This is a genomic window from Paracoccus indicus (genome assembly GCF_003056335.1).
Taxonomy (GTDB): domain Bacteria; phylum Pseudomonadota; class Alphaproteobacteria; order Rhodobacterales; family Rhodobacteraceae; genus Paracoccus; species Paracoccus indicus.
In genome coordinates, this window is sequence record NZ_PYWA01000003.1 from 370,557 (window position 1) to 383,795 (window position 13,239).

The 13,239-nt window shown below is 62.9% G+C and carries 13 protein-coding genes; 3 read left to right on the plus strand and 10 right to left on the minus strand.

All coding sequences use genetic code 11. The annotated features are described in order from the left end of the window. Positions 1-10: 10 nt before the first annotated feature. From gyrA to DDE75_RS07110, 3 genes are all read right to left on the minus strand, one after another. On the minus strand, positions 11-2,704 hold the full coding sequence (gene gyrA / locus DDE75_RS07100) for a DNA gyrase subunit A (protein ID WP_108501759.1): 2,694 nt from the start codon (positions 2,702-2,704) through the stop codon (positions 11-13). Positions 2,705-2,876: 172 nt separating this feature from the next. Continuing rightward, positions 2,877-3,353, minus strand: a complete 477-nt coding sequence (locus DDE75_RS07105) for a disulfide bond formation protein B (RefSeq protein ID WP_108501665.1) — start codon at positions 3,351-3,353, stop codon at positions 2,877-2,879. Then, positions 3,350-3,928, minus strand: a complete 579-nt coding sequence (locus tag DDE75_RS07110; protein ID WP_108501666.1) for a YqaA family protein — start codon at positions 3,926-3,928, stop codon at positions 3,350-3,352. Before DDE75_RS07110 ends, DDE75_RS07105 begins: the two co-directional genes overlap by 4 nt. A gap of 157 nt (positions 3,929-4,085) precedes the next feature. Between DDE75_RS07110 and ypfJ the strand changes: the two genes are divergently transcribed. Then, positions 4,086-4,919 carry a KPN_02809 family neutral zinc metallopeptidase gene (gene ypfJ / locus DDE75_RS07115; RefSeq protein ID WP_108501667.1) on the plus strand — a complete coding sequence of 278 codons (834 nt, stop codon included), beginning with the start codon at positions 4,086-4,088 and terminating at the stop codon, positions 4,917-4,919. Between the two features lie 133 nt (positions 4,920-5,052). Here ypfJ and DDE75_RS07120 read toward each other — a convergent pair whose 3' ends face one another. Beyond that, positions 5,053-5,238, minus strand: a complete 186-nt coding sequence (locus tag DDE75_RS07120) for a hypothetical protein (protein ID WP_108501668.1) — start codon at positions 5,236-5,238, stop codon at positions 5,053-5,055. A 70-nt stretch (positions 5,239-5,308) separates the two neighbouring features. Between DDE75_RS07120 and DDE75_RS07125 the strand changes: the two genes are divergently transcribed. Next, positions 5,309-5,770: a type II toxin-antitoxin system RatA family toxin gene (locus DDE75_RS07125; RefSeq protein ID WP_108501669.1), complete on the plus strand. Its 462-nt coding sequence runs from the start codon at positions 5,309-5,311 to the stop codon at positions 5,768-5,770. Positions 5,771-5,783: 13 nt separating this feature from the next. Further along, positions 5,784-6,125 (plus strand): DUF4870 family protein, encoded by a 342-nt coding sequence (locus DDE75_RS07130; RefSeq protein WP_108501670.1) that lies wholly within the window; start codon positions 5,784-5,786, stop codon positions 6,123-6,125. A 45-nt stretch (positions 6,126-6,170) separates the two neighbouring features. Here the strand turns inward: DDE75_RS07130 and metK are convergent, their stop codons facing one another. The 6 genes from metK to DDE75_RS07160 form a co-directional block, all read right to left on the minus strand. Then, complete coding sequence (gene metK, locus DDE75_RS07135; protein ID WP_108501671.1) at positions 6,171-7,349, minus strand: methionine adenosyltransferase; 1,179 nt, start codon at positions 7,347-7,349, stop codon at positions 6,171-6,173. A gap of 4 nt (positions 7,350-7,353) precedes the next feature. Beyond that, positions 7,354-8,739: an adenosylhomocysteinase gene (gene ahcY / locus DDE75_RS07140; RefSeq protein ID WP_108501672.1), complete on the minus strand. Its 1,386-nt coding sequence runs from the start codon at positions 8,737-8,739 to the stop codon at positions 7,354-7,356. 78 nt (positions 8,740-8,817) lie between these two features. After that, positions 8,818-9,465: a TetR-like C-terminal domain-containing protein gene (locus DDE75_RS07145; RefSeq protein WP_108501673.1), complete on the minus strand. Its 648-nt coding sequence runs from the start codon at positions 9,463-9,465 to the stop codon at positions 8,818-8,820. A 267-nt stretch (positions 9,466-9,732) separates the two neighbouring features. After that, positions 9,733-11,553: a translational GTPase TypA gene (typA, locus tag DDE75_RS07150; protein ID WP_108501674.1), complete on the minus strand. Its 1,821-nt coding sequence runs from the start codon at positions 11,551-11,553 to the stop codon at positions 9,733-9,735. Between the two features lie 354 nt (positions 11,554-11,907). Continuing rightward, positions 11,908-12,672, minus strand: coding sequence for a hydroxypyruvate isomerase family protein (locus DDE75_RS07155; protein WP_108501675.1), 765 nt, complete (start codon positions 12,670-12,672; stop codon positions 11,908-11,910). Further along, positions 12,672-13,217 carry a DUF1285 domain-containing protein gene (locus DDE75_RS07160; protein WP_108501676.1) on the minus strand — a complete coding sequence of 182 codons (546 nt, stop codon included), beginning with the start codon at positions 13,215-13,217 and terminating at the stop codon, positions 12,672-12,674. The genes DDE75_RS07155 and DDE75_RS07160 overlap by 1 nt, the downstream gene beginning before the upstream one ends. Positions 13,218-13,239: the final 22 nt, after the last annotated feature.

Below are 13,239 nucleotides of genomic sequence, written 5' to 3' on the forward strand. Positions count from 1 at the left end.
CGGGCTCGTTTCAGTCCTGATCCTCGTCGGGCAGCACCTCGGCGTCGGCCTGCTCGGCGATGCGGGCGACCGAGACGACGACCTCTCCGCTGCTGGTATTGAAGACGCGGACACCGCCTGCGGAACGCGACCGGAAGCTGATGCCTTCGACCGGCACGCGGATCGACTGGCCGGTGGATGTGGCCAGCATGATCTGGTCGTCAAGCTCGACCGGGAAGCTGGCGACGATGGCACCGCCGCGCATGGCGCGGTCCATGGCCATCACGCCTTGCCCCCCGCGACCCCGCACCGGGTAATCGTGGCTGGAGCTGATCTTGCCCGCACCTTTCGCGGTGATGGTCAGGATCAGATCCTCGGCGGCCGACATCTGGGCATAGCGTTCCTGGGTGATGCTGCCCTCGGCCACGGCTTCCTCGTCCTCATCGGCTTCGGCCCCGTCGTCCAGCGCGCCGGCCACCGCGCGGCGCATCTTCAGATATGCGGCGCGCTCCGCCGGATCGGCCTCGAAGTGGCGGATGACGGACATGCTGACGACGGTGTCATCCTTCCCAAGCCGGATGCCCCGAACACCGGTCGAGGCGCGGCTTTGGAAGACACGCACGGCCGTGGTCGGGAAGCGGATGGCTCGACCCGAGGAAGTGAACATCATCACATCGTCCTGGTCGGTCGCCAAGCGCGCCCCGATCAGGCTGACGCCTTCGGGCAGTTTCATCGCGATCTTGCCATTGCGCATGATGTTGGTGAAATCCGACAGCGCGTTGCGGCGCACGTCGCCCTGATCGGTGGCGAAGATGACCTGATAGTTCTCCCACTCGGTTTCCGGGGCATCCATCGGCAGCAGCGCCGCGATTGAGACGCCGGAATCGATCGGCAGGATATTGACGATGGCCTTGCCCTTCGAGGTGCGCCCGCCAAGCGGCAGCCGCCAGGTCTTCAGACGATAGACCATGCCGTCCGTGGTGAAGAACAGCAGTTCGGTGTGGGTATTGGCCACAAAGAGCGTCGTCACGACGTCGTCTTCCTTGGTGGCCATGCCCGACAGACCCTTGCCGCCGCGGCGTTGCGCGCGGAATTCGGCGAGCGCGGTCCGCTTGATGTAACCGCCCGAGGTGATGGTCACGACCATGTCCTCGCGCTCGATCAGGTCCTCGTCCATCATATCGCCAGACCAGTCGACAATCTCGGTGCGACGGGGAACAGCAAACAGATCGCGGATCTCGCGCAGCTCGGTGCTGATGATATCCATGATGCGCTCGCGCGAGGCCAGGATCGCCAGATAGTCGCGGATGCTGTCGGCCAGCGATTGCAGTTCGTCGGTGACCTCCTTGACGCCGATCTGGGTCAGGCGCTGCAGGCGCAAGTCCAGAATGGCACGGGCCTGGGTTTCCGACAGGTTGTAGGTCCCGTCCTCGTTGACCGGATGCAGCGGATCGTCGATCAGGCGCAGGTATTCGACGATGTCATGGGCAGGCCAGCGGCGTTCCATCAACCGGGTGCGGGCCTCGGCGGCATCGGCGGACGATCGGATGGTGGCCACGACCTCGTCGACATTGCTGACGGCGACGGCCAGACCGCAGAGCACGTGGCTGCGTTCGCGGGCCTTGCGCAGTTCATAGGCGGTGCGGCGCGCGACAACTTCCTCGCGGAAGCTGATGAAATAGGACAGGAATTCGCGCAGCTTCAGCTGTTCGGGCTTGCCACCGTTCAGCGCCAGCATGTTGCAGCCGAAGCTGGTCTGCAGCTGGGTAAAGCGGAACAGCTGGTTCAGCACGACCTCGGGGGTGGCATCGCGCTTCAGCTCGACCACGACGCGGACGCCTTGGCGGTCGGATTCGTCCTGAACGCTGGAGATCCCCTCGACGCGCTTTTCCTTGGCCAGTTCGGCGATCTTTTCGATCAGCGTGGCCTTGTTCACCTGATAGGGGATCTCGTCCACGACGATGGCATAGCGGTCCTTGCGCGGTTCCTCGATATGGGTCTTGGCGCGGATGATGACGCTGCCGCGCCCTTCCAGATAGGCCTTGCGCGCCCCGGACCGGCCCAGGATCGTCGCGCCGGTCGGAAAGTCCGGACCGGGGATGATTTCCAGCAGACGCTCGGTCGGCAGATCGGGGTTCTCGATTAGCTCCAGCGTGGCGTCGATCACCTCGCCCAGGTTGTGGGGGGGGATGTTGGTCGCCATGCCGACGGCGATGCCGCCCGCGCCGTTGACCAGCATGTTGGGAAAGCGGGCGGGCAGGACGGTCGGTTCGCGGTCCTTCCCGTCATAGTTGTCCTGAAAATCGACGGTGTCCTTGTCGATATCCATCAGCAGATAGCTGGCAGGCTTGTCCATGCGCACTTCGGTGTAGCGCATGGCCGCCGCGCTGTCGCCGTCCATGCTGCCGAAGTTGCCCTGTCCGTCCAGCAGCGGCAGCGACATCGAGAAGTCCTGTGCCAGACGGACCAGCGCGTCATAGATCGCGCTGTCGCCATGCGGGTGATACTTACCCATGACGTCGCCAACCGGACGGGCCGATTTGCGATAGGATTTGTCGTGCGTGTTCCCGCTTTCATCCATCGCATAGAGGATGCGGCGGTGAACCGGCTTCAGCCCGTCGCGCAGATCGGGGATCGCGCGGCTGACGATGACCGACATGGCATAGTCCAGATACGATGTCCGCATCTCGTCGCTGATGTCGATGACCGGGCCGTCATGGTGCATGACCACGCGCGTCTCGGTGCTGTTTTCGTCACCATTCTCGGGGGATTGGGGCAGATCGTCTTCTGGGGTGTCGGCCACGGGTATTCCTCAACATCTTGTCGAGTTCCGGTATAGCCGAGGCCGGTGCAGGGGGCAATCGCGCCCCCGCCCGCAGGGTCAGGAAAACAACCGCTCAGCCCCTGTTTCCCGCCTTTCGCGCGGCCATGCCCCAGATGACGGCCAGAACCGCCGAACAGATCGCGTTCCAGCCCGCCATCGAGACGCCAAGGAAGCGCCAAGCGACCTCGTCGCAGCGGGTGACGGGGGTGCCCTGCAGCTTGGTCATCAGGTCGCTGGCTGACATGCGGGCGAAATCCGCCACCCCGCCCGAACAATGGGCGGGGCCTGGCCACCAGGTCATCTCGACGCCGATGTGATAGATGGCGAAGCCCATGGCTGTCCCTGCCGCGACCATTCCCAGAACGGCCAGCGCCCGCGTCCAGCCGGTCAGCCAGATCAGCGCGGCGATCACCACAGCCGCGACATGGGGCCAGCGCTGCAGGATGCACAGCTCGCACGGGGCATAGCCGGCGGCCTGGAACCCAAGGGCGGCGATCAGAAGGGCGGCGGAACCCGCACCTGCAAGATAGGCAAGCTGACGGGCGGTCATAGGAACCTCAAGGCTGCAAATCCGCCGATCAGGCAGATCATGAAGACGGTGAAGACCAGGCCAAGCCGCTTTTCGATGAAATCGCGGATCGGCGGGCCGAAGCGCCAAAGCAGACCCGCCACCACGAAGAAGCGCGCGGCGCGACCGATGATCGTGGTCAGGACGAACAGGGGCAGGGACATACCAACGGCCCCCGAAAAGATGGTGATGACCTTGAAGGGAAAGGGCGTCAGCGCCGCAAACAGCACCGCCCAACCACCATAGGCCGCGAATTGCTGGGCCAAGTGGTCGTATGCGGCCTCTTTCCCGTACATCGTCAGGACCCATTGCCCGACGGAATCCATCAGTGCCGCACCGATCCAATATCCCAGCAGCGCGCCCAGGACCGAACCCAGGGTGGCGATGGATGCGATGGCCCAGGCACGTGCGCGCCGTGCCAGCACCATCGGGATCATCAGCACGTCGGGCGGGATGGGAAAAACGCTGCTTTCGACGAAGCTGATCGCGAAAAGCCATGTCGAGGCACGCCTGTGCGCGGCCAAACCCATCGTCCAATCGTAAAGCCTGCGCAGCATCGCGTTCCCTTTTCGCTGTCCTGCCTGTCCATCCCCCCCGCGACCGCAAAGGTCAAGCATCTTGCCGTGGCGTCGCAAGGCTGTGATGGTTGCGTGAAACCCGATGCAGCCGGGCGCGTTGGCTGCCGAACCACACCCAGCACAGGGAAGACATGGCATGAAATGGCGCGGACGGCGGGGCAGCAGCAACATCGAGGATCGGCGCGGCATGGGTCGGGCAGGCGGCATCGGCATCGCGGGGACGCTGGTCGTGCTGGCCGTCGGCTATTTCTTCGGTATCGACGTGACGCCCCTGGTCCAGGGCATGGACGGCGGCACCCAGCCGACCGAGCTGAGCGAGGGCGACGAACAGATGGGCCAGTTCGTGTCCGTCGTTCTTGCCGACACGGAAGAAGTCTGGACCCCCGTGCTGCGCAATCAGGCCGGCATCGATTATGTCGAACCGACGCTGGTGATGTTCCGCGGCGCCGTGAAATCGGCCTGCGGCGGGGCGTCCTCGGCCATGGGGCCCTTCTATTGCCCCGGCGATCAGAAAGTCTACTTGGACACCGACTTCTTCGACATGATGGCCGAACGCATGGGCGCGGGCGGTGATTTCGCCGCCGCCTATGTCATCGCGCATGAGATCGGCCACCACGTCCAGAACCTGACCGGCACGCTTGGCGCGGTGAACCGCGAACGGGGCCGCGTCTCGGAAACGGACTCGAACCGCCTGTCGGTGATGACCGAGCTGCAGGCCGATTGCTATGCCGGCATCTGGGCGCGTCAGGCGCAGGAACGATTTGGCACGCTGGAAGTTGGGGATATGCAAGAGGCGATGCAGGCAGCCGAGGCCGTGGGGGACGATGTCATCCAGGCCAACGCCGGGCGGAACCCGATGCCAGACAGTTTTACCCACGGTTCGGCCCAGCAACGCCAGACATGGCTGCAGCGCGGCTTCGAAAGTGGCGAAATGGGACAATGTGACACTTTCCGTGCCACTGATCTGTGATTAGGTTGATATCAGCCGGACGAAAGGAATACGGGATGACGATGATCTTTATCGCCATGGGTCTGCTGACCGCCTTCGCGATCACCCTTCAACTGGGCGCCCCGCGTCAGCAACCGGTGGCCATCCGCAAGGACTAATGCGGGATACGCATTCCGCGACGCTGTTCCAATGTGGCCCATTCGGGCCACATTCCCAATTTCTCCAGCAGCAGCATGGCAAGGCCTGCCGCGATGATGGCGAAGACCAACTTGACCATTTTCGCGCTTGGCGGTTTTCGAGCCCATTTCGCGGCGCGCATCAGCCAGATCATGTTGTTCATCGCGGGCCCTGCCTGTTAATGCCTGATCCGAATCGAAACAGACGCCGCGACGAAACTCAAGAGCCAGACCTTGCCGAAACATCACGACACCCGAGATTTGCCCTATACCGCCCGCCAGATGTACGATCTGGTGGCCGATATCGAAAGCTATCCGCAGTTCCTACCGTGGAACAGCGCCGCCCGCATTCGCAGCACCACGACCCGCGATGATGGCGCAAAGGAGATTGCCGCCGATCTGGTCATCAGCTTCAAGGTCTTCCGCGAACGCTTCGGCAGCCGCGTCGTTCTGTGGCCTGAGGATGAGAACGGCGTCCTGAAGATCGACACCGAATATCTGGACGGCCCTTTCAAATACATGCGCAGCGGCTGGACCTTCAAGGACCGCCCCGAGGGTGGTTGCCATATCGAGTTCTTCGTCGATTTCGAGTTCAAGAACATGATCCTGCAACGGCTGATCGGCGTCGTCTTCAACGAGGCCATGTCGCGGATCGTGCGCGCCTTCGAAGATCGCGCCCGCAAGCTTTATTCCTGAAAGGGTAGCGCCGATGACCACCGACAATGACCTGATGCCTGCCAAGGTCGTCTATGGGCTCTATGCCGTGGGCTACCTGGTTGCGCTGACGACATTGGCGGGGGTCATCTATGCCTATATGTCGCGCGGGCAGAACGCGGTGCTGGACAGCCATCTGCGGTTCCAGATCCGGACCTTCTGGATCAGCCTGCTGATCGGCCTGCTGGCCATGATCACCATGATGATCGGGATCGGCTTCCTGATCTGGGGGTTTCTGGCGGTCTGGGGGCTGATCCGCGTCGTCTCGGGCTTTCTGCTGGCCAATGACGGCAAGCCCATCAGCGGTACGAAATACTGGGGCGTGATGGCCTATTGATCCCGCCCATGAAAAAGGCCGCCCCTCGGAGCGGCCTTTTAGGTTTCAGGTCAAGGCGGCCTTCAGTGCCTCGGCCCGGTCGGTGCGCTCCCAGCTGAAGGCGGTCGCGCCGTTCAGTTCATAGGGGTCGCGCCCGAAGTGGCCATAGCTGGCCGTGGGGCGATAGATCGGGTGCAGCAGATCCAGTTCGCGGATGATCGCGAAGGGACGCAGGTCGAAGACCTCGCGCACGGCGGCGACGATCTTGTCGGCAGGCACCGTTTCCGTCCCGAAGCAGTTGATGCTGATCGAGGTCGGCTCGGCCACGCCGATGGCATAGCTGACCTGGATCTCGCACCGCTTGGCAAGACCGGCAGCCACGATGTTCTTGGCGACCCAACGCCCCGCATAGGCCGCCGAGCGGTCGACCTTGGACGGGTCCTTGCCTGAAAATGCGCCGCCGCCGTGACGGGCCATGCCGCCATAGCTGTCGACGATGATCTTGCGACCCGTCAGGCCGCAGTCGCCCACCGGACCACCGATGACGAATTTTCCCGTCGGGTTGATGAAATACTTGGTATCGCCCGACAGCCATTCCGCCGGAAGGACCGGCTTGATGATCTCCTCGATCACGGCCTCGCGCAGATCGGCCAAGCTGATCTCGGGGTTGTGCTGGGTAGAGAGCACGACCGCGTCGATTCCCTCGGGGCGGCCGTCGGCGCCATAGCGCAGCGTGACCTGCGATTTCGCATCAGGGCGCAGCCAGGCCAAGGTGCCGTCGCGGCGGACCTTCGACTGACGTTCGACCAACCGGTGGGCATAGGTGATGGGGGCCGGCATCAGCACATCGGTCTCATCCGAGGCATAGCCGAACATCAGACCCTGATCGCCCGCGCCCTGTTCTTCCAGGCTGGCGCGGTCGACGCCCTGGTTGATCTCGGGCGATTGCTTGCCGATGATGTTGATGACCGAGCAGGTCGCCCCGTCAAAGCCGACATCCGAGGAATTATACCCGATGTCGTTGATGACGCCGCGCACGATGGATTCCAGATCCACCCATGCGCTGGTCGTGATCTCGCCCGAGATGATGGCGACGCCGGTTTTCACCATCGTCTCGCAGGCGACGCGGGCGCGTGCATCTTCGGACAAGATGGCATCCAGGATCGCGTCGGAAATCTGGTCGGCGATCTTGTCGGGATGCCCCTCCGAGACGGACTCGGAGGTGAACAACGAATATTCTGTCATGTGATCAGTACCGGTAATGGTCGGATTTGAAGGGGCCTTCGGGCGTAACGCCGATGTAATCCGCCTGTTCCTTGGAAAGCGTGCTCAGTTTCGCGCCGACCTTTTCAAGGTGCAGGCGGGCCACCTTTTCGTCCAGCGCCTTGGGCAGGATATAGACGCCCGGCTGGTATTCGGCATGCTTGGTCCACAGCTCGATCTGCGCCAGAACCTGGTTGGTGAAGCTGGCCGACATCACGAACGAGGGGTGGCCGGTGGCATTGCCCAGGTTCAGCAGGCGGCCTTGGCTCAGCAGGATGATGCGATTGCCCGAGGGCATCTCGATCATGTCCACCTGGTCCTTGATGTTGGTCCACTTGTGGTTGCGCAGGCTGGCGACCTGGATTTCGTTGTCGAAATGGCCGATGTTGCCGACGATCGCCATGTTCTTCATGACGCGCATGTGTTCCAGCCGGATCACGTCGCGGTTGCCGGTAGTGGTCACGAAGATGTCGGCGCTATCGGCCACGTCTTCCAGCGTCACGACCTCGAAGCCGTCCATGGCGGCCTGCAGGGCGCAGATCGGGTCGACCTCGGTCACCTTCACGCGGGCGCCCGCACCGACCAGGCTGGCGGCGCAGCCCTTGCCGACATCGCCGTAACCGCAGACGACGGCGACCTTGCCGGCCATCATGACATCGGTGGCGCGGCGGATGCCGTCGACCAGCGATTCCTTGCAGCCGTATTTGTTGTCGAACTTCGACTTGGTGACGCTGTCGTTGACGTTGATCGCGGGGAAGGGCAGCTGGCCCTTCTTCTGCAGATCATACAGACGATGGACGCCGGTGGTCGTTTCCTCGGACACGCCCAGGATCTGGTCGCGGGTCTTGGTGAACCAGCCCGGCGATTGCTCCATGCGCTTGGCGATCTGCGCCTTGATGACGGCTTCCTCATCCGACTGCGGGACGGGGATGATGTCCTCACCTGCCTCGGCGCGTGCGCCCAGCAGGATGTAAAGCGTCGCATCGCCGCCGTCGTCCAGGATCAGGTTCGGACCCTCGGGGAACTGGAACGAGCGGTCGAGATAGTCCCAATGCTCTTCCAGGCTCTGGCCCTTGATCGCAAAGACCGGGATGCCCGCCGCAGCAATGGCCGCCGCCGCATGATCCTGCGTCGAATAGATGTTGCACGACGCCCAACGGACATCCGCACCAAGGCCCACCAGCGTCTCGATCAGGACGGCGGTCTGGATGGTCATGTGAAGGCTGCCGACGATGCGCGCGCCCTTCAGGGGCTTGCTATCGCCGTATTCCTCCAGCAGGGCCATCAGGCCGGGCATCTCGATTTCGGCGATGTCCAGTTCCTTGCGCCCGTAATCGGCCAGCGCAATATCTTTGATGATGTAATCGGTCACGTCGTGTCTTTCGTCATTCCCAGGTTGCCACGGGGATACCGCATGGCCTGACCGTTCGAAAGGGGTTAAACTGTCACGTCAGCCGGCGTTGCCGGTCGGAGCCTGCGATCCGCGCGCGACCCGGCGGATATAATCGGCGACGATGACCTGCGCGGCCTTGACCGGATCGCTGTCCTGCGAGAAATCGCCAAGGCGGCCATCGACGATCATGCGCGCCGTTCCATAAACGAAGCAGCGGCTGGTGACGACCAAGGCCGCGATGTCTTCCTTGGGGTGCAACTGGCCCTTGTTCTGGGCGCGCTGCATCATGCGGCTGGCAAGGTCGTTGATCGAATCCTGATACTTTCGCAGTTGCGATTGGCCCTGGGTGCTGATCAGCCGCTGGTCCGACATCAACCGGAACTGGTGCGGGTATTCAACGACCCAAGCCAGATAGGCGGTGATCAGCGCGTGACATTGCTGCATCGGATCATCGGGATCGATCTGCACGACGGCACGGGTGCAGCGGTCGATCAGAACCACGCAGGCCTGTTCGACGACCGAGACCAGCAGCGATGTCTTGTCCGGAAAGATCGTCGAAAGACGATCCAGCGGCATCTCCATGGCATCAGCGACATCCTGAAGATCGGGCGTCTGCGTTTGCGATTCCTCGATTAGGCGCAATGTGGCCGCAACCGCGCGTTCATGCACGCGCGTGTTTTCCAGGGAGGACATCGTATTGGTCATTCGATTTGATCCGGTAGGGCTGGTTGGTGGGTCGATGACGAAACAAGGCAACGCGCGAAACAGGATACATCGCCATCAGACCCGTATGGAAGCAAATAGGCAACCAAACAATCGCAGTCATGACACTTTGAAGGACAGTCGGGGTATGACGCAGATCAAGGATATCACGAAATCGTGCCGTTCCCGACCTGTCGTTTCGACAGGTCACGTCGAAAAGAAAAGTCCCCGGAAACTCGTTCCGGGAACCTTCGGTCATATCAGATTGGATCAGGCGTCGGCGCGCGACGCCCGCTTGCGTTCATGCGGGTCAAGATGACGCTTGCGCAGGCGGATGTTCTTGGGCGTGACCTCGACCAGCTCGTCGTCGTTGATATAGGCGATGGCCTCTTCCAGCGACAGGCGGACCGGCGGCGTCAGGCGGACGGCTTCATCCGTGCCCGAGGCGCGGACGTTGGTCAGCTGCTTGCCCTTCAACGGGTTCACTTCCAGGTCGTTGTCGCGGCTGTGTTCGCCGATGATCATGCCCTGGTACAGCTCTTCCTGAGCGCCGATGAAGAACTTGCCGCGATCTTCCAGCTTCCAAAGCGCGTAGGAGACCGAAACGCCGTTCTCCATGCTGATCAGAACACCTTGGCGGCGGCCCTGAATGGCACCCTTGTAGGGGGCCCAGCTGTGGAAGATGCGGTTCAGCACGCCGTTGCCGCGCGTGTCGGTCATGAATTCGCCCTGATAGCCGATCAGACCGCGCGAGGGCACCAGTGCCACAATGCGGGTCTTGCCGACGCCTGCGGGGCGCATCTCGATCAGGTCGCCCTTGCGTTCGCCGGTCAGCTTCTCGATCACGACGCCGGTATATTCGTCGTCGACGTCGATGATGGCTTCCTCGATCGGCTCCATGCGGACGCCGTCTTCTTCCTGGAAGATGACGCGGGGGCGGCTGATCGACAGCTCGAAGCCTTCGCGGCGCATGTTCTCGATCAACACGCCCATCTGCAGTTCACCACGGCCCGAGACGACGAAGGCGTCGCCGCCGGGGGTGTCCTCGACCTTGATGGCGACGTTGATCTCGGCCTCGCGCATCAGGCGTTCACGGATGACGCGCGACTGGACCTTCTTGCCTTCCTTGCCGGCAAGCGGGCTGTCGTTGATGCCGAAGGTGACGCTGATGGTCGGCGGATCGATCGGCTGCGAGGGCAGGGCGGTCTCGATCTCGGGGGCGCAGAGCGTGTCGGCCACGGTGGCCTTCGCCATGCCCGCGATGGTGACGATGTCACCGGCCTCGGCCACGTCGATCGGGGTCTGGGTCAGGCCGCGGAAGGCCAGGATCTTGCTGATACGGAACTGCTCGATCCGGTCGCCTTCGCGCGACAGCGCCTTCAGCGTGTCACCGGCACGGGCGGTGCCAGCCTCGACACGACCGGTCAGCAGACGGCCCAGGAAGTTGTCGGCACCCAGCGTGGTTGCCAGCATCTGGAACGGTTCGTCCGCGCGGGTGATCTGCTTGGGCGGCTCGACGTGCTTCAGGATGAGGTCGAACAGGTCGGACATGTCCTTGCGGTCGCCGTCCAGCGTGGTATCGGCCCAACCGCCGATGCCCGAGGCATAGACATGCGGGAAGTCCAGCTGTTCGTCGTTGGCACCGAGGTTCGCGAAGAGGTCGAAGACATCGTTCAGCGCGTTTTCGGGTTCTGCGGCGGGCTTGTCGACCTTGTTAAGCACCACGATCGGGCGCAGGCCAAGGGCCAGTGCCTTCGAGGTCACGAACTTGGTCTGGGGCATCGGACCTTCGGCGGCATCGACCAGCAGGCAGACACCGTCCACCATCGAGAGGATGCGTTCCACCTCGCCGCCGAAATCGGCGTGGCCGGGGGTGTCGACGATGTTGATGCGCGTGCCCTTCCACTCGACCGAAGTTGCCTTCGCAAGAATGGTGATGCCGCGTTCACGTTCGATGTCGTTGCTGTCCATTGCACGTTCGGCAACGGCCTGATTTTCGCGGAAGGAGCCGGACTGCCGCAGCAGCTGGTCCACCAGCGTGGTCTTGCCGTGGTCGACGTGGGCGATGATGGCGATGTTGCGGATATCCATGGCGGCCTTCTTTAACGTTCGCGGTTGCCCTACCGGATGCTGCACCCGATGGCTAGCCCGCAAATGATCGAAACCCCCGCCCAAGGGGCAGAGGTTCCGCTTTCGTGTCGTCAGGGTCGCAGTTCAGGCTGCCGCCCCGCGTCGGTCAGTCGTGTATCAGCGCAGGCCCAGGAAGGACAGGATGAACAGGACGACGACGATAAGGCCGACAATGTAGATGATCGAATTCATGGTGTTCCCCTTTTTACAGGCGCCGTCTGCCTGACCGTGACCCTGCATTCCGGCGCGTCGATCAATGAACGGCGCAGCCTTCGCGCAAGTTCCCCTGATCGTTGGAAATTATCACGGCACCTGTCAAGGCTGCGTGGCACGGCGCAGCCAATCCAGCCCTGACTGGGTGGTCCGAAGGGGTTCGTATTCGGCACTGACCCAACCCTTGTATCCCCAGTCATCCAACGCGCGGAAGAAGGCGGGATAATCCAGCGACCCCTCGTCCGGCTCGTGTCTGCCCGGATGGCCGGCGATCTGGATGTGCCGGACAAGGGGGGCGTGTTCCGACCATACGCTACGCATGTCCCCGGTGATCACCTGCGCATGATAGGTGTCGAGCTGCAGCCCCAGATTCGGCGCGCCGATCCTGTTCAGGATCCGGGTAGCCTGATCATAGTCGCTCAGGAAGTAGCCCGGGTGGTCTTCCAGGTTCAGGGGTTCGATCGTCAGGCTGGTATGGGGTGCGCGCTCTGCCGCCCAGCTGAGGTTCGCGATGTAGGTTTCCAGCGCCTCGGGGCCCTTGGCCTTGCCCGCCATGATGTGGATATGGCGGGCGCGCAGCGCCTCGGCCACGCGCAGGCTGCGTTCGAAGTCGCGTTTGAAGCGTTCCTCGTTTCCGGGGATGGCCGCGAAACCGCGCGGGCCGCCCGCCCAGTTCGGAGGAGGGCAGTTGATCAGCGCGATCTCGACCCCGGCCTTGACGGCAGCGCGATACATCTGCGGTGCCGACAAGTCATAGGGGAACAGGATCTCGACCCCGGTGAAGCCCGCTTCGGATGCCGCCGCGAAACGGTCGAACATCTGCAGTTCGGTGAACATCCACGTCAGGTTGGCGGCAAAGCGCGGCATCAGGGCTCCAATGCGAAAAACTGACCCTGCGAGGTGACGCCGACGCGTCCGTCCGGACCGGGATCGGCCGCAGCCGCCAGCCGATAGAAGGTCTTGCGGTCGATCAGCGCCTCGAGGCCCGCGCGGACATGAACATAGGGGCGCGGTTCGCCCGCATCGCCGCGCATGATGATGGTATTCTCGGGGCCCGCCACCACCTGATCGCCGACGTTCGTGGTGAAGGTGATGCTGTCGGGCGCGAAATCGGCATCCGTGGCGATGAAGGGCGCATCCTCGACTTTGATGCCCAGCTTCTCGACCGGGGTCACAAGGAAAAAGCTGTCGCCTTCGCGCTTCAGGATGGTGGAAAACAGCCGCACCATCGCGGGGCGTCCGATGGGCGTCCCATCGTGGATCCAGATGCCGTCCTTGCGGATCACCAGGTCCATTTCCCCGCAATAGGGCGGGTTCCACAGGTGCACGGGCGGCAGGCCACCCTTGGCTGCCTTGCTTGCAACCTGGGCCAGGCCCTCGGCGCTCACGGTTTTGTCACTGTTTTCCGCCATTCGATCTGGTCGCCTCCACCCC

Bases quoted from the DNA above. Each gene is read 5' to 3' on its own strand.
- DDE75_RS07120 (WP_108501668.1), bottom strand. From the start codon at position 5,238: ATGAACAACATGATCTGGCTGATGCGCGCCGCGAAATGGGCTCGAAAA.
- typA (WP_108501674.1), bottom strand. From the start codon at position 11,553: ATGGATATCCGCAACATCGCCATCATCGCCCACGTCGACCACGGCAAG.
- DDE75_RS07130 (WP_108501670.1), top strand. From the start codon at position 5,784: ATGACCACCGACAATGACCTGATGCCTGCCAAGGTCGTCTATGGGCTC.
- DDE75_RS07160 (WP_108501676.1), bottom strand. From the start codon at position 13,217: ATGGCGGAAAACAGTGACAAAACCGTGAGCGCCGAGGGCCTGGCCCAG.
- ypfJ (WP_108501667.1), top strand. From the start codon at position 4,086: ATGAAATGGCGCGGACGGCGGGGCAGCAGCAACATCGAGGATCGGCGC.
- gyrA (WP_108501759.1), bottom strand. From the start codon at position 2,704: ATGCACCATGACGGCCCGGTCATCGACATCAGCGACGAGATGCGGACA.
- DDE75_RS07105 (WP_108501665.1), bottom strand. From the start codon at position 3,353: ATGACCGCCCGTCAGCTTGCCTATCTTGCAGGTGCGGGTTCCGCCGCC.
- DDE75_RS07110 (WP_108501666.1), bottom strand. From the start codon at position 3,928: ATGCTGCGCAGGCTTTACGATTGGACGATGGGTTTGGCCGCGCACAGG.
- metK (WP_108501671.1), bottom strand. From the start codon at position 7,349: ATGACAGAATATTCGTTGTTCACCTCCGAGTCCGTCTCGGAGGGGCAT.
- DDE75_RS07145 (WP_108501673.1), bottom strand. From the start codon at position 9,465: ATGACCAATACGATGTCCTCCCTGGAAAACACGCGCGTGCATGAACGC.
- DDE75_RS07155 (WP_108501675.1), bottom strand. From the start codon at position 12,672: ATGCCGCGCTTTGCCGCCAACCTGACGTGGATGTTCACCGAACTGCAG.